13 protein-coding genes and 1 rRNA gene are annotated in these 15,910 nt (G+C 65.1%); 3 read left to right on the top strand and 11 right to left on the bottom strand.

What is annotated here, in order from left to right:
• From LQE90_RS05435 to LQE90_RS05390, 10 genes are all read right to left on the bottom strand, one after another.
• Positions 1-69, bottom strand: a 16S ribosomal RNA gene (locus LQE90_RS05435); the annotation flags it as partial.
• 258 nt (positions 70-327) lie between these two features.
• Positions 328-1,299, bottom strand: a complete 972-nt coding sequence (locus LQE90_RS05430) for a radical SAM protein (RefSeq protein ID WP_114567945.1) — start codon at positions 1,297-1,299, stop codon at positions 328-330.
• 86 nt (positions 1,300-1,385) lie between these two features.
• Positions 1,386-2,378 carry an NAD(P)-binding domain-containing protein gene (locus LQE90_RS05425; RefSeq protein ID WP_216529815.1) on the bottom strand — a complete coding sequence of 331 codons (993 nt, stop codon included), beginning with the start codon at positions 2,376-2,378 and terminating at the stop codon, positions 1,386-1,388.
• An 8-nt stretch (positions 2,379-2,386) separates the two neighbouring features.
• A complete protein-coding gene (locus LQE90_RS05420; RefSeq protein ID WP_114567943.1) occupies positions 2,387-3,316 on the bottom strand; it encodes a DegV family protein in 930 nt (309 codons plus the stop codon).
• A gap of 58 nt (positions 3,317-3,374) precedes the next feature.
• Positions 3,375-4,277, bottom strand: a complete 903-nt coding sequence (locus tag LQE90_RS05415; RefSeq protein ID WP_114567942.1) for a DegV family protein — start codon at positions 4,275-4,277, stop codon at positions 3,375-3,377.
• Between the two features lie 67 nt (positions 4,278-4,344).
• Positions 4,345-5,802, bottom strand: a complete 1,458-nt coding sequence (locus LQE90_RS05410; protein WP_216529814.1) for a nicotinate phosphoribosyltransferase — start codon at positions 5,800-5,802, stop codon at positions 4,345-4,347.
• A 15-nt stretch (positions 5,803-5,817) separates the two neighbouring features.
• Entirely contained in the window at positions 5,818-7,371 is a 1,554-nt protein-coding gene (locus tag LQE90_RS05405) for a PSP1 domain-containing protein (protein ID WP_216529813.1), read from the bottom strand.
• A gap of 11 nt (positions 7,372-7,382) precedes the next feature.
• Positions 7,383-8,558, bottom strand: a complete 1,176-nt coding sequence (locus tag LQE90_RS05400; protein ID WP_216529812.1) for a DNA polymerase III subunit — start codon at positions 8,556-8,558, stop codon at positions 7,383-7,385.
• 3 nt (positions 8,559-8,561) lie between these two features.
• Positions 8,562-9,335 (bottom strand): dTMP kinase, encoded by a 774-nt coding sequence (gene tmk / locus LQE90_RS05395; RefSeq protein WP_114567938.1) that lies wholly within the window; start codon positions 9,333-9,335, stop codon positions 8,562-8,564.
• 4 nt (positions 9,336-9,339) lie between these two features.
• Positions 9,340-10,494 carry an NAD(P)-dependent malic enzyme gene (locus LQE90_RS05390; protein WP_216529811.1) on the bottom strand — a complete coding sequence of 385 codons (1,155 nt, stop codon included), beginning with the start codon at positions 10,492-10,494 and terminating at the stop codon, positions 9,340-9,342.
• A gap of 273 nt (positions 10,495-10,767) precedes the next feature.
• On the opposite strand from LQE90_RS05390, the gene LQE90_RS05385 reads away from it, so the two are divergent.
• The gene (locus tag LQE90_RS05385; RefSeq protein ID WP_216529810.1) at positions 10,768-11,649 is read left to right on the top strand and encodes a fumarate hydratase; all 882 of its coding nucleotides are present in this window, start codon (positions 10,768-10,770) and stop codon (positions 11,647-11,649) included.
• The gene (locus tag LQE90_RS05380; protein ID WP_216529809.1) at positions 11,646-12,245 is read left to right on the top strand and encodes a FumA C-terminus/TtdB family hydratase beta subunit; all 600 of its coding nucleotides are present in this window, start codon (positions 11,646-11,648) and stop codon (positions 12,243-12,245) included. Before LQE90_RS05385 ends, LQE90_RS05380 begins: the two co-directional genes overlap by 4 nt.
• A 124-nt stretch (positions 12,246-12,369) precedes the next feature.
• Here LQE90_RS05380 and LQE90_RS05375 read toward each other — a convergent pair whose 3' ends face one another.
• Positions 12,370-14,889, bottom strand: coding sequence for a DNA topoisomerase I (locus LQE90_RS05375; protein ID WP_216529808.1), 2,520 nt, complete (start codon positions 14,887-14,889; stop codon positions 12,370-12,372).
• Between the two features lie 463 nt (positions 14,890-15,352).
• Between LQE90_RS05375 and LQE90_RS05370 the strand changes: the two genes are divergently transcribed.
• Positions 15,353-15,832, top strand: a complete 480-nt coding sequence (locus LQE90_RS05370; protein WP_216529807.1) for a hypothetical protein — start codon at positions 15,353-15,355, stop codon at positions 15,830-15,832.
• The last annotated feature ends 78 nt before the right edge of the window (positions 15,833-15,910 follow it).

The raw sequence follows: 15,910 nt of genomic DNA, 5'->3' as shown, positions 1-15,910 counted from the left end.
CCGTTCGACTTGCATGTGTTAGGCACGCCGCCAGCGTTCATCCTGAGCCAGGATCAAACTCTCCGTTTAAAAGAGTGCGGCATCGCTGCCGCGTTCGATCTTGGTTTCCCGCCGCCCGCTCCCCCGAGGGGTCCGCGGCCGGCCGGGGTCCGTCTCATGCGGATCCGTTCACTTGGCTTTTTTCTCGCTTGTTCTGCTTCTCAGTATCCGGTTTTCAAGGTTCTCCGCTTCAAGCCGAAGCCCGAAGCGCAAGGAGATATACTACCCGTGCCCCCGCCCGGCGTCAAGAACTTTTTTCGAAAAGTTTGGAAATTTGCTCAGCTGAAGCTATTCCGAATCACCGCTATGCACTCCCACCAGGTCGAACGGCGGAATAAAGCTGTCTTCGGCAGCGCCCCCCTCTTGCCAAAAGTAATCCTCGATGCCAAGAGCATCTGCGAAATCAAGGAGAAGCTCGTATTCGCGGTCGGGAACGCGGTGCGCCAATTCCGGGCATCTGTCCAAACATGCCGCCGCCCGTGCATCGCCCGAAGCGGCCGCTTCGGGCAAAACCGGCGTGTACTGATTCATGAGCGACAGCAACACGCTGTCCGCGAAGCGCTCGCGGATCAAGCGCACGACGCGCTTGGAATCTTCCAACGCGCCCGGCAGCATAAGGTGGCGCACCACCACGCCGCCGATAAGGCGACGCTCGCCGTCCACCTCGTCGAACCGAGGAGGACCGGCTTCTTCCACCATGGCCTCGAGCGCAGCAAGGGCGACGGCAGGGTAATCGGGGGCGTTCGAGTAGCGCGCGGCCAAGGCGGGATCGGCGTACTTGAAATCGGTCAGATACGCATCGACGACGCCTGCGTTCGCCCGCACGCTGCGAACCGTCTCGTACCCCGAGGTGTTCCATACGACCGGCACCGTCAGACCGAGGGCGCGCGCCTTTTCAACGGCCGCCCTCGCCTGCAAGGCGTACTGGGTCGGAGTGACGAAGTTCACGTTGAGCGCGCCCTGGCCTTCAAGCTCCAGGCATATATCCGCCAGGCGATCGACGCCGATAGGCGCGCCCGCGCCCCCTACGGCGATGACCGCGTTCTGGCAATACGAGCAACGCAGCGGGCAGCCGGCGAAGAACACGGTGCCGCTGCCCCGCGTCCCGCTGATGGGAGGTTCTTCCCAAAAATGCAGCGCAGCGCGCGCAACCATCAGCTTGTCGTCCGCCCCGCACGCGCCGCGCTTTCCCGCATAGCGGTTTGCGCCGCAGGCGCGCGGGCACAGGTCGCACGCGGCGGGAAGCATGATGTCGGTCATAGTGCTTTCCCCTATCGATCGACGAAACCGAATCTCGCGTCCGCCCTCGACATTGCAAGGCTTCGGCGATCCCGGACCGCCGAACCTTAGTTAGCCGAATATCCGGGATAGATCGAATACCCCGAATACGGGTCGTCCCCGGAATGATCGTGACCGCACCCGCAGCCGTCCTCGACGTCGTCGTACTCGGAAAACCCGAGGTCGTCCGAAGCGTCGCCGTACGTCTGCTCGGCGCGCGTCCAGTCAAGCCCCTCGGCCGCGCAGGCCGATTCGTCGCCGTACACCAACGACAGGGCGGAAGGCGCTTTCCCGGTTCCGCCGATGACGGCCAAAAGCTCCAGCAGGTGCAGGCATGCTTCGCCCTGGGGCAGTATCAGGTCCACGTCATCGGCGGCCGTCAAAGCAGCCGACAGTTCGGACATGAGCATCTCCACCGTATAGGTGCCCGCAAAGCTGCCGGTCTCGACCGCCGCAAGAACCTGCTCGGCAACCGGCGTTGCAGCGCCCACGCGTCCGACCCCGCGACCGGGAACCGCCGACGAACGCCGAACGACGCGGTACAGAGCATCCGCCTCGATGGCGGAAATAACCTGAGCCGTGGTCTGCAGCGTGTACGCCGCGCGCGCAAGCTGCGCCGACCCCGGGCCGCCCGTATCCTGCACATCCCCTGCAAGGGCCTCCACCACGGGAAGCGCTCGCTGCACGGCGTCCTCCTCGCCTCCCACGAGGCACGCAAGGTTGTCCTTCTTGGCGAACGCATCGGGAAGAGACAGGTCGAGCACGATAAGCGGGGCTTCCACGGAAACCAAATCGCTTACCACGGCCACCGCGTTAAGCTCGCGCGCGAAGCTCGGAGTGGACGAAGACAGGTCGATCAGCAGGGTGCCCGGGCAAGCCGACTGGATCAAGCCTCTTTCGTCGAAGTACGCATCCTCCAAGGCGGTCTGCGTCGTGTAGTACGTGATCACCGTATCGGCTTCGGCGACGCTCTCCGCGCGGCTGCATCCTGCAGCCTCCATGCGCGCCTCCACCATGGCGCCCACCGTCTGGTCCCCTACAAACGCATACGTGCTCTCCATTGAAATCCTCACTCCCCGCCCTTTACCTTCTTCGCGATGCGGTCCGCCACGGACAGCTCCTCGCGCTTGTCGTTTCCCCAGAACACCACTGCGATCATGCCGGGCCCCACATGGCTTCCGATGACCGGCCCGATACTGCTCTCCAGAAACAGGATGCTGTCGTCTTCCTTCGCGAGCGCGTCTTTCAGTCGCGCCGCATCCTTCGGGCAATCGGCATTGCCGATGACCACGAAACGACCCGGCCGGGAATCGGCTTTGCGCTTGTGGTAGTAATCGGCCAGCTGCTTGATTCCCTTCTTCCGTCCGCGCGCCACGCCCGACAAGGACAGCTTGCCGTCGCAGGTGATGGTGAGCAGCGGCTTCACATCAAGCTTGGAACCGGCGTACGCAACCGAACCGGGGATGCGCCCGCCCCGGCGAAGGGATTCCAGGTCGTCCACCATGAACTCGGCGTCCACGAAAAAGCGCGCTTCTTCGGCCCAAAGCGCCAGCTCGTGCGCCGTGAGCCCATTGTCGCGCTGACGCAGCGCCTCGTGCACGAGAAGCGCCTCGGCGATCGAAGCCAAACGCGTATCGACCAGGTACAGCTCGGCCTCGGGATGCTCGGCCATCAACTGCTCGTGGACAAGGGCGGCGGCATCGTAGCTGCCCGACAGGCCGCTTGAAAAGCTCAGGTACACCGTGGGCACGCCGCTTTCGATAGCGCGCGTGAACGCGTCGCGAAACACCGGCACGGGAACCTGCGCCGTGGTCGGCTCGTCGCCGTCGCGCATAGCCTGGTAGAAATCGTACGCCGACGACGTCTGGTACAGATCGTCCGCATGCTCCCCGTCGCGCATGACGTAGGGGAACTTAATCAACTCGACGCCTTCCCGATCGACCACCTCGAAGGGCAGGTCGCAACAGGAGTCGATAATAAGGTTGCATTGATGCTGCATAGTAATATGTCTCGCTTCCTTCGCTGTTGAGCGATTTGGACGATGGTTCGTTCGGGCGTTACGACGAAACGACGCGCGTGCGAACCGTAGCCGTCAGCTTTCCGGCTACGGGCGCGGCGCATTCGTACGCCAGTCCGACGGCGGGTCCCACATGCAACCCGATGACGGGGCTCACCGGCAGCACGTCCACCGCGCGGCCGACAAGCGGGTCGATGACTTCGCGCGCCCATTCGACCGCCGGAGCCTTGTCGCCTATGTAATGGACGACCACGTTCTTCAAGCCGCGCTCCTCGACGTCTTGCTTGAACGTCGACACGATCCTTTCGAGGGCCTTCTTGCGCGTGCGGACCTTCGCAAGCGTAGTGGCGGACCCATCGGTTACCGTCAAGACGGGAGCAAGCTGGATCAGATTCCCCAAAAGAGCCGCCGCGTTGCCGATGCGGCCTCCTTTCTGCAGAAACGTCAAGGTCTCCGGCGTGAACAGAAAGCGCGTGGACTCGATGCCGGAAAGAGCGGCGGCGGCGCATCCCGCCAGGTCTTCGCCCGCATCGCGTGCGGCAACGGCATCGAGCACGGGCCACGCCTCGTCGAACCCGCACGATGCGGAGTCGATCATGACGTAGGAGAAATGGATGTTGCGCGCCTTCACGGCCCGCGCGGCGCGCACGGCCCCTTCGTACGTGCCCGACAAACCGGTGGAGATGAATATCCCCAGCACGTCGTCGCCATCGAGCGCCGCCTCTTCGAACGCCCGCTCGAGCGTCAGCTGAGAGGGCTGGCTCGAGGTGGGGATATCGTCGACCATATCGTAGATACCTGCATAGAACTCGTCGAGATCCATCGTCGCGTCGGCGTACTCTACGCCCGCACGGTTCACGAAAAGCGTGATCACCTCGACGCCCGCAGCTTTCGCCATGTCGGCGGGAATGGAGGCCACCGAATCGGTCAGTATCTTGATCATAGCTTCCTTCCTCGAGCTGGAACGGACGACGGCAAACGGGCTGGCGCCCGGCTTCCCTCTATCAAACTTACGCGATGCCCCGCAGCCGCACAACCAAATCGCGACGGCGCTCAAAAAGACCATATTCGAGGCCAACGGGATACGTATGCGCATGCAGCATGCGCTTCTGGCTCTCATCGAGCGTAGCAAGCCCCGCGCGAGCCCGCTCGCGCGCCGCCAAAGCAGAGCGGAACTCGGGAGCGAGCACCGTTTCGCCAGCACGCGCCAACGGCTTGAGCAGCGTCTCGAAGCACAAGCCCGCGAGGTTTTTCTGTCGCAGGTCATCCGACGGATCCACGATGACCTCGCGCACGCCGACGCCCGCGTTCACGTCGAACACCATATCGCCGGCCAGCCGACCGCCGTCGCAGTAGAAGTAGCGCCGCACGTCCAAAACGCCCGGCGTGGTCAGCTTCGCCGCCGACTCGGATATCTTGATGCGATCCGTCCATGCCGCGTCGCCCGGCGCGCGCGTTGCGGACAGCTTGTAGACGCCGCCCAAGGTGGGCTGGTCGTACGCGCAGGCAAGTTTCGTGCCCACGCCCCATGAGCTCACCCGAGCGCCTTCGTCGCGAATGGACTGGATGGCGTATTCGTCCAAATCGTTCGACAAGACGATGCCGCAGTCGCTCAAACCCGCCTCGTCAAGCATGCGTCGAGCCATCTTCGCAAGCCACGACAAGTCGCCCGAATCGATGCGAATGCCGCTCAAGCGCTCGCCGCGATCGCGCATCTCAAGACCAACCGTAATGGCGTTTTCAATCCCCTGCTCGACATCGTAGGTGTCGACCAGAAGCACGCAGTTCTTCGGAAACGCCTCGGCATAGGCGCGGAAAGCCGTGAGCTCGTCGGGAAACGACATGACCCACGAATGGGCATGCGTCCCCGAAACCGGCAGGTCGAACAGCTTGCCCGCCAGCACGTTCGACGTAGACGCGCATCCGCCCACCACGGCGGCGCGGCTAGCCCACAGGCCGCCGCCCGCGCCCTGCGCACGGCGCAAGCCGAACTCGGCCACGGGGCTTTGAGCGGCCAGGCACACGCGCGCGGCCTTCGTTGCGATAAGCGTCTGGAAGTTCACGCAGTTGAGCAGCGCGGTCTCCACCAACTGGCAATCCATGATAGGCCCGACCACGCGCACGATGGGCTCATGGGGAAACACGATGGTTCCTTCGGGCACCGCGTCGATGTCGACGTTGAGCCTGAAGGTTCTCAGGTAGTCGAGAAACTCCGGCTTGAACAACGACCCGCCGCCCGGAGCATCGAGCGAGGCCAGATACGCGACATCGTCGTCCGTGAACTCGAACGTATCGACCAGGTCCGCCAGCTGCGCCAGGCCGCATGCCACGGCATAGCCGCCCTTGAACGGGTAATCGCGAAAATACATGTGAAAGCAAGCCTGCGTGTCGCCCTGGCCCGTTTCCCAATACCCCTGAGCCATGGTCAACTGGTACAGATCGGTCAGAAGCTCGTAATCGATCCTCATGAGATCTTGCCCCTCCTAGCTGTTGCTGGCGTTGTCCGCAGAACCGTTCGATCCGCCCGACGAGCCGTCGCCTCCCGACCGGTGGCTGCGACGACGCGCGCGGCGATGCCCGCCTTCTCCTGCCGGTTTGCCCTGGTCGCTTGTGTTACGATCCGGACGAGGAGCACCGCCCTGCTTCTGCGGAGACTTCTGCTGGGGCTTCTGCTGACGCAAGCCCGACGACTTCTGGCCGGGACGCGGCCCCTGCTTCTTGGCGTCGCCGGCGCGCGCCGGCTGCTTGGCCTCGCCCGAACGTGGCTGCTGCTTCTTGGCATCGGACGTGCGGGGCTGCTGCTTCTTGGAGCCGCCCTGCTTCTTCTGGCCTTGACCCGGCTGCTGCGACTTCTGCTGGCTGCCCTGGCTCTGGCGGCGCTTGGGGGCTTCGGCCGCCTCGGCGGCGCCCGCTTCTCCCCCGACCTTCGTCGAACGACGACGGCGCGGCTTGCGGCCCGAAGGCGAACCGGACTCGGAAACCTTGTTCGAGCCGCCACGACCCCCGCCGTTGCGCCCCTGCTGCTTGCCGTTTCCGTTCGACCCGCCGCGCGCGGGCTTCTGCCCACCGCGTCCGGTTCGACGCACGGCGGAAGGATCGGCCAGCTTGTCCGAGCCCGTCAGCTGCGAGGTTGCGAACACCGTGGACTCCCCGGCAACCCCGATAGCCGCCTGGGCCGTCGCGTTCTCCCAAGCCTCCGAGCCCACCACCTTCGGGCGCTGCACGCCTTCCTCGGGCGGATCGAAATCAGCCAGGGGCACCTTCACGGGCTTCTCGCCGTCGACCTTGAGCGTCACCACTTCGCGCGGCACGTCCAGATCGATCACCTTGGCCGTGCCGATAGGGGTTTCCACCTGAGAATTCTGCTTGGGCGCGCGGCTCTTGAAATCCTTGTAGGCATCGAATTCGTAGCGCAGGCAGCACATAAGGCGGCCGCACACGCCCGAGATCTTCTGCGGGTTGAGGGAAAGATCCTGCTCTTTCGCCATGCGGATGGACACGGGGCAGAACTCGCCGCCCAAGCGCTTGCAGCACAGCTCCTGGCCGCAATGGCCCAGCCCTCCCACCATGCGGGCTTCGTCGCGCACGCCGATCTGGCGCATGTCGATGCGCACATGGAAGTACGAGGCCAGCTTTCGCACCAGCTCGCGAAAGTCCACGCGCTCCTCCGCCTCGAAGTAGAAGATGGCTTTGTCGCCGTCGAACAGGTACTCCACCGAAACGGGGTGCATGTCGGCGCTTGCCTCGGCGGCCATCTCCTTGAACACGGGAAGGGCCTCGGCGCTCTTGCGCTCCATGGCGGCCGCTTGAGCCTCGTCCTCGGGCGAAGCGATGCGCTTCACCGGCTTGAGTGGGCTTTTCAGCTTCTTCACCTGAGCTTCGTCAGCCTCGAACACATCGCCCGAAGCCCGGCCGAACTCGATTCCGCGCGCGGTGGACACCACCACGCCGTCGCCGGTGCGCACGTCGAGGTCCCCGGCGTCGAACCAGAGCGTTTTGGGATTGTAGTACAGGTTAACAGGCGCTATGCGAACCATGGCGCACCTCTCTATCTTATCCGGGTCGACGCGCCCGAAGCATGGGGCGCGCGACCGTACAGCGTGTCACGAATTTCGAACAGCATCGCGTCGATGCACGTCTCGGGAGATACATTATACGAGATAGCCTCGTCGCAGCGACGCACGCACGCCAACGCCGCGGCAGCACGCGCCTCGTCGGTGACCGCCGCCGTTTCGGCGATGGACTCGCGCACGTCCACGTTTATGACGAGCTCCGGCGTTTCCGCGCACACGGCCACGACGTCGCGCAGCCACGAGCGCACGACGGCGGTCAGATGCCGCAGCGACTCGAAGGTCTTCGCCGTCAGCTGGCGCTTGTTGCGCGCCTCGATTTGACGGATGGCCGACTTCGCCAGGAAATCGGCGTTCTCGGCCAGCTCCTGCTCCTGTTCGGCCCGCGCCACGTCGAGCGGCGCCTTGACCAGCACCACCAACTCGCTTGCGAACCCGATGACGTCCCAATCGTCCGCTTTGCGCAGGCAGCCGACCACTTCGAGCACGCGTCGGCGAAAGCCCAAGCGCTCGTTGGACTTGAGGAATTCCACGGCGCGCGTGATGGACCCGTTGCATGCTTCGAGCGCCATGCGGGCCTGTTCGAGCGAGGCGCCCGAATTCTGCACGATGATGCCGGCGGCTTCGCTGGCCGGGATGGTGCGAAACGGCACCACCTGGCAACGCGAGAGAATGGTGGGCAGCACGCTTTCGCGCGTACGGCCGAGCAGGATGAGCACGACATCCGACGGAGGCTCTTCGAGCGTCTTGAGAAACGCGTTCGCCGCCTGCACGCCCAGAAGGTCCACGCGATCGAGGATGTATATCTTCTTCTTGGCCTGAATGGGAGCGAACGACGTGTCGGAAACGATGTCGCGAATCTGCTCCACCAAGTACCCGCTGGCACCTTCCGGCGCGAAATAGCGCACGTCAGGATGCTTTTTGCGCATGATGCACCGACACGCGTCGCATGCGCCGCAGTTGCCGCCGCGCGGGCCTTGCGGACCCTTCGGGCACAGAACCGCCTGGGCGAACGCGTAGGCCGCAAGCGTCTTGTTCGACCCAGCCGGACCCGTGAACAGGTACGCATGGCTCACTTTGTCCTGAGATACCGTGGCGCGCAAGAACTCGCGCACCTTCGGCTGCCCCAGTATGTTCTCGAACGCGTCGGCCACGGATCAGACCCCCTGCGACGCGCCCGGCGCGCTTTCAGCGGACGATCGCAGCCCCGCGCGACCGACCTGGCTACGCTTCACGTCCAGGCGATCGAAAAACGCAGGGTCGCGCTGCTCGACGTCGGCCATCCAGGGAAACAAGTCCTTCAACTGCGAGAACACAGCCGAAGCGGTACGCGACTTGCGATCGGCCGAGGTCACTACGCGAACACGATCGGGATCGCGTCGCGCGATGTCCATAAACGCCTCGTTCACGCGCGCGTGGAACTCTTCGCCCGCGCGCTCAAGGCGATCGGCGCCGCGATGCGTCGCGCGCGCAAGGCCCGTGCGCGCCGTGCCGCCCGTGGCCATGAGGATGGTCCGGTCGGGCCGCAGCCCTTGGCAGGCAAAAGCGTTCGCCCCGTCCACGAATTCGCGCGAAAGCCCGCGACCGTATGCCTGGTAGGCAACCGTGGAATCCGTGAACCGGTCGCACAGCACCACCACGCCGCGCGCAAGCGCAGGCGCGATAACCTGCTTCACCAGCTGGGCGCGCGCGGCTTCGTAGATCAGCAGCTCGGCCTCGTCGGTCATGGCGACGTTGCGCGGGTCGAGCACCACGGCACGCAGTTGCTCGCCGATGTCGGTGCCGCCGGGCTCGCGCAGGCACAGCACTTCGCGACCGTGCGCGCGCAGCGCTTCTGCTAGAAAACGAATGTGGGTGGTCTTGCCGGCGCCTTCGCCCCCCTCGAACGTTATGAAGATGCCCCGCGGGGCAAGATCTTGCGTTTCGGGCATGCCGCTAATCCTCCACGCAGTCCTTGACCGCCTTCGCCACGCACTCCACTGCGCGCGGGTCGAACGGCTCAGGCATGATGAAGTCCTCGCACAGCTCCTCGTCGGACACGAGCCCGGCCAGCGCTTCGGCAGCCGCCAGCTTCATGGCCTCGGTGATGCGCGTCGCGCGTCCCTCGAGCGCGCCCTTGAAGATGCCGGGGAACGCCACCACGTTGTTGATCTGGTTCGGGAAATCGGAGCGGCCGGTGCCCACGACGCGCGCGCCGGCGGCCTTGGCCACGTCCGGGTAGATCTCAGGATCGGGATTGGCCATGGCGAACAGGATGGCGTCGTCGTTCATGGAGCGAACCATGTCGGCGCTGACCAGGTTCGGCGCGGACACGCCCACGAACACGTCGGCGCCTGCCAAGGCGTCGGCCAGCGAGCCTTCGGCGTCGGACAGGTTCGTTACTTCCAGCATGGCGCGCTGGGCCTCGTTGATGCCCTGGGACTTCGAGCAGATGATGCCGCAACGGTCGACCAGCGTCAGATGGCGGAACCCGTAGCTCAAAAGCAGCTTCGCGATGGCGATGCCCGCTGACCCCGCGCCGTTGACCACCACGCGGCAGTCCTGCTTGCGCTTGCCGGTCAAGCGCAGCGCATTGATGACGCCCGACAGCACCACGATGGCGGTGCCGTGCTGGTCGTCGTGAAACACCGGGATGTCGAGCGCCTCGATCAGGCGCTGCTCGATCTCGAAGCAGCGCGGAGCTGCAATGTCTTCCAGGTTGATGCCGCCGAACGACGGGGCCAGGCGCACCACGGTCTCGACGATCTCGTCGGTGTCCTGCGTGTCCAGGCACAACGGCACCGCGTTCACGCCGCCGAACGCCTTGAACAGCGCGCACTTTCCCTCCATGACCGGCATGGCCGCCAAAGGCCCGATGTTGCCCAGACCCAAGACGGCGCTGCCATCGCTGACCACGGCGACGGTGTTCGCCTTCATCGTGTATTCGTACGCGGCCTGCGGATCCTCCGCGATCTTGCGGCACGGCTCCGCTACGCCCGGCGTGTAGGCCAGCGACAGGGCCTCGCGCGTTGCGATGTCCATCTTCGGGACGGTATCAAGCTTGCCGCGCCATTCCTTGTGCAAGCGCAGCGATTCTTCGTTCAAGTTCATGCTCTATCCTTCGGCTGATTTCGGCGATCGCGAACAATTATATACCTTCGCGCGCCGGGAGGGGCGGCCCCGCGCTGCCGGAGGCGCTTTCTTGGGCCGCGCTGATGCAAAAAACACATGCGCGCCCGAAACGAGGCCCGGCGGCATGCGGCGGCGCGGGCATGCCGGCAGCATCGACCGTCCGGGGGAAGCCGGCGCCCGAAGACGAGCGGCGCGGCCGCGCCGCGCCTCCGTGGTAGAATAGCCCGAACCCCAAGCGAAGGAGAACCGCCTATGACGCACCCGCAACGAAAGCCGGGGCCGACCGCTGAAGCGATGGCCGACGCCGTCTACCAAAGCATCGTCGAATGCGCTGTGACGCTGCGCGAAGACGTTCGAGCCGGCATCGAGCGCGCGAGAGAAACGGAACGCGAGCCGCGCGCGCGGGCAGTGCTGGGCCAAGTGCTCGAAAACGCACGCATCGCGCAGCAGGACGGCGTGCCGATCTGCCAGGACACGGGCACGGTCTGGGTCAGCCTGGAGGTCGGCGAAGACCTCATGCTGCCCGGAAACGCGCTTTCGCTGGTGAACGACGCCGTCGCGCGAGCCTACGCGGACGCGCGCCTGCGCATGAGCGTGGTGCGCGACGCCCTGACCGACCGAACCAACACGTCCGACAACACTCCGGCGTTCACGGAAGTCAGCTTCCGTCCCGGAAAGGGCGCCACCCTGCACGTGATGCTGAAAGGCGGCGGGTCGGACAACGCCTCCCGCGTGGTCATGCTGGCTCCGGGAGCCGGAGCCGAAGGCGTGCGCCGAACGATTCTCGAATGCGTGCGCGAGAAGGCCGCGAACGCGTGCCCCCCGCTCATCGTCGGCGTAGGCGTAGGCGGCACGTTCGACAAGGTGGCGGGCCTGGCGAAGCACGCGCTGCTCAGGCCGATCGGAAGCCCGGCGGCCACGCCCGAAACGGCCCGGTTCGAAGACGAGCTGTTGCGCGCCGTGAACGCAACCGGCATAGGGCCCGCAGCCCTTGGCGGATCGACCACCGCCTTGGCCGTGCACGTGGAAACGGCGCCCTGCCACATCGCCGCGCTGCCCGTAGCCGTGAACATGGGCTGCTGCGCCATGCGAACCGCATCCGTCGAGCTGATTTCCTGGAGTGATGAACGATGAACGAGCTTTCACGTTGCGAATCCGACGCCCCTGCGGACCAAAGCGAGCCGAGCGCCGTCCATCTGACGTTGCCCCTTGATCGCGAGCAAGTCGGCCGCCTGAAGGCTGGGCAGGAAGTGCGCCTCTCAGGACCCGTCTACACCATGCGCGACGCCGGGCATGCGCGCGCACTCGAAGCGCTGCGCGCGGACGGGCGCCTGCCGTACGACCTAGAAGGGCAGACGCTGTTCTACGCCGGTCCCACCCCTGCCGCCGCGGGCAGGCCCCTTGGGTCGGTGGGTCCCACCACGGCGAGCCGCATGGACTTCGCCACGCCCGCGCTCATGGATGCGGGCGTGATCGCGTGCATCGGGAAGGGAAAGCGCGCAGCCGACGTCATCGACGCTTGCGTGCGCAACGGCAGCGCGTACTTTGCGGCAGTCGGCGGCATCGCCGCGCTGCTGGCCACCCACGTGGTCGCAAGCGAGACGATAGCCTGGGAAGACCTGGGGACCGAGGCGCTGCGCCGCCTGACGCTGCAAGACTTCCCCTGCTTCGTGGCGGTGGACGCCCAGGGAACCGACCTGTACCGCGCCATCGAGAACGCGCAAGCGTAGCCTGCAACGCACCGGACCGGCGCGTTGCGACACGAGCGAGCGGAAGCCGAGCAGCCGTCATCCACGTCGAAGGGCCCCGTCATGCGGGGCCCTTCGACGTTAGGATCGGTCGTTCGCGATCACGCTATTTCTTTGCAGCCGGCTTCTTCGCCGGAGGCTTCTTGGCACTGCTTTTCGCAGGCGCCTTCTTGGCGGGAGCCTTGCCCTTGGCGCCCTTCGCCTCGTCCTGCTCCTTGCCCGGACAATCGAAGTTCGGGCACAGCTTCCAGGGGCCGCGGTTCGTGGTGACGATGACCATCGGCGCGCCGCAGTGCTCGCACACCTCGTCGGTGGCGGCAAGGGCGCCGTACTGGGGCAGCGGGTAGCCCGTGCCGCAATCGTCGTAGTTCTCGCAGCGGATGAAGCGCTTCAAGGTGCGGGGGTTCTTCTGCGCGATCAGCTTCGCGGCGATGCCCTTCTCCTTGCAGGCCGGGCACTCGCCCACCACCACGTCGGGTTCTTTGTTGGTGGAGCAATGCGGATCGATGCAGATGGTACGCGGCTTCGAGCGAAACGCCGTCACCTTCACTTGAGGCATGCCGCAGGTCGGGCACGGCTCGGGCACAGCCTCCACCTTGCCCTTCGGCAAGGGGTAGGTCACGTCGCAATCGGGCCAGCCAGCGCAGCCGATGAACATGCTGCGCGTCTTCTGCGACGCGCGCAGCTGCAGGTCCTTGCCGCATTTCGGGCACGGCCCCACGTACGCGTCGGCGGCCACGGCGTCGGCTAGGGCATCTTTAACCTCCTCCGAATGCGGCAGCAAGCTGGCCAGCTGCTCGGCCAGAAGGTTGCGGCTCGTGGTGACCACGTCGGTCTTCGTGGTGCGTCCTTCGGCGATGCGGTCCATCTCCTCTTCCAGCTCGGCCGTCATCTCGGGGTGCGTGATGTGCGGGGCGAACTTGTCGAGCGCGTCGCATACGGCCATGCCCAGCTGGCTGGGTTCGATGGGGTCGTTCTGGATGTACTTCACCGTGTACAGGCGCTCGATGATGGCGTGGCGCGTGGACTTCGTGCCCAGGCCCAGCTTCTCCATCTCCTGGATGAGCTTGCCTTGGCTGTAGCGCGCGGGCGGCTCGGTCTGCTTCTTCGTGCAGGTGGCACCGCCGAACGCGATCGCCTGCCCCTCGGAAAGGACGGGCAGCTGCTCGTCCTTCTTCAGCCCGTAGGGGTAGATCGCGCGGAACCCGGGCTTCACCAGCACGTCGCCCTTCGCAACGAACGGCTCGGCGTTCACGTCGAGCGTGACCTTCGTGCCCTCCACCACGGCAGGTTCGGACAGCGTGGCCAGGAACCGGCGCGCGATCAGGTTGTACAGCTTGTAGTCGGCGGGCGCCAGATCGTCGGGAGTGGCTTTTGCCGTGGGGTAGATAGGCGGGTGGTCCGTCGTCTCCTTCTTGCCGCGCGTAGCCGTGAGCTGGTCTTTCGCCAACAGCTCTTTGCAATACGGCGCGTAAGCCGGATTCCCGGAAATAGCCTTCACGGTTTCCGCCAAATCGAGCGAAGACGGGTACACCGTGTTGTCGACGCGCGGATAGGATATGTAGCCGTCCATGTACAGGCTCTCGGCGATGCGCATCGTGCGCGCAGGGCTCAGGCCTTCGGCGGACGCCGCCGCCATGAGCGACGTGGTGTTGAACGGAGCCGGCGGCTGCACCGTGCGCTTGCGCTTCTCGATCGAGGCCACCGTGGCGCTTGCCGCGCCGTCGACGTGAGCCATGACGGCGTTGGCCTCGGCTTCGCTCTTGAAGCGCGCGGTGGCATGCGGTGCCTCGAACGCGTCGGGCTCGGCCCCGAACGCGCCTCGGATCACCCAGTAGTCCTCGGGAACGAACGCAAGGCGCTCGCGCTCCTTCGCCACGATGAGCGCGAGCGTGGGCGTTTGCACGCGACCGGACGAGCGCACGTTGCCGTACCCTGCGAATTTGACGAGCGTCAGGTAGCGCGTGAGCACCGCGCCCCAGATAAGGTCGATGTCCTGGCGCGACGCGCCGGCGCTCGCCAGGTTCACGTCAAGCTCGACCAGGTTGTCGAACGCATGCGTGATCTCCTCTTTCGTGAACGCCGAATACCGCGCGCGCGACACGGGCGCGGTCGGGTTCACCTCTTGCATGCAGCTGAGGGCGTCGCTCCCGATCAGTTCGCCCTCTCGGTCGAAGTCGGTTGCGATCACGATGGAGTCGGCCTTTTTCGCTAGGTTCTTCAAGGAGCGGATGATCTCTTTTTCCTTGGGGAGCTTCTTGATGGGCGCGTACACCAAGTACGGAAGCGCATCCATCTTCCACGCCTTCAGCTCCACGCCGTCCTCGGTGAAGGGCTTCTTCTTTTTGAAAGGGGGCTTCGCAAGCGTGTCGGGCAGGTCCGCGGGAAACGTCTCCCCCTCCTCGGTGACGCCTTGCCAGCCGCCGCGCTTCTTGTACACCATGGCGGGAGTGAAATCGGGCTCCAGGATGTGGCCGCGCAGGCCGATGGTCACCCATTCCTCGCCTTCGACGTCGAATCGGTACACCGGCGTGGAGTACACCTTGTCCGCCTTCGGTTTCTTCACGCCGAGCAAATCGGCGATCTTCTGAGCCGCGTCGTTCTTCTCGGTTACCACCAGCTTCACGCGGTTCCCTCCTGTCTAACCAGCCGCCTTGGCGGCCTCGCATCGTTCACACGGTTGCCCCACCTATTTATTAACGTGTGCGGGGATGAAAACGCGCAAAAGCGCGCTTGCGACGCGCCGTCCGCGACGCAATAGACGCTAGCATACACGATTTTGAGCGAAGGGAGGAGAACTTTACCCAAGCCGAAACGAACCCGACGCCCTTCGCGCGGGCACTGGCCCGCTGTGCGGCAGGCGTCGCACGGCGCGCGCTTCGCGGCCGAAGGGCCAGTTCCGGAAATCGAGTGGGGATTTCGTCCCCAGGCTCTGAAGATGGCGCGGACGTTTCATGAAGCGATCGATTCTCGTATAGGCTATGGTTCGGGATGGCCGCCGAACAGCCCAACAGCCGTTCTCCATCCGATCCAGAAAACGCACCACCGGCGGCGCCCTCGTAGCCCGAGCTCGAAAGGAGACACCTTCGATGAAGAAAGTTCTCGGCGTATTCCTAGGACTCATCGCCCTGCTCATAGCCGGCTCGGTCGCCCTGCTCATGGCGCCTTCCCCAAGCGGAGGCTCTGCCTCAGATCCGGTCTCATCGCTGGTCAGCGACGTGAAGAACAATGCCGCGAACGCGGCCATCGACGCATCGGGCATCAAGTCGAACGTGCAAGACGCCCTTGCCGCGAACAGCGAGGCCATCGCCAACGCAACCGGTTTGAGCACGGCGCAGGTGGAAGAAGCCGTGGCCAGCTTGAACATCGACAGCTGGAAAGCTTCCTCTTTGCCCGCAGAGGCGTCGCCGACGGGTTCGTTCAGCGGCACGTACGGCGGAGTGGAAGCGTCGGTCACCACGTACGACAACCCCGGCTACGTGACCGTGGAAGCCTACGGGCAGCGCATCACGCTGACGGTTCCCGAAAGCGCCCAGCAGTACCTGCCCCTGCTAGGATCCCTGCAGTAGAAGGCCCTACGGCGCCAAAGCGACACGGCCGGAACTCGCGCCCCGGCCGTGTCGGCGTGTCTGGAACCCGCCCCGAAG

The organism is Paraeggerthella hominis (genome assembly GCF_021044775.1).
GTDB classification, from domain to species: domain Bacteria; phylum Actinomycetota; class Coriobacteriia; order Coriobacteriales; family Eggerthellaceae; genus Paraeggerthella; species Paraeggerthella hominis.
Note: the sequence above shows the minus strand (reverse complement) of the source record. Positions and strands in the feature narration are given on the sequence as shown.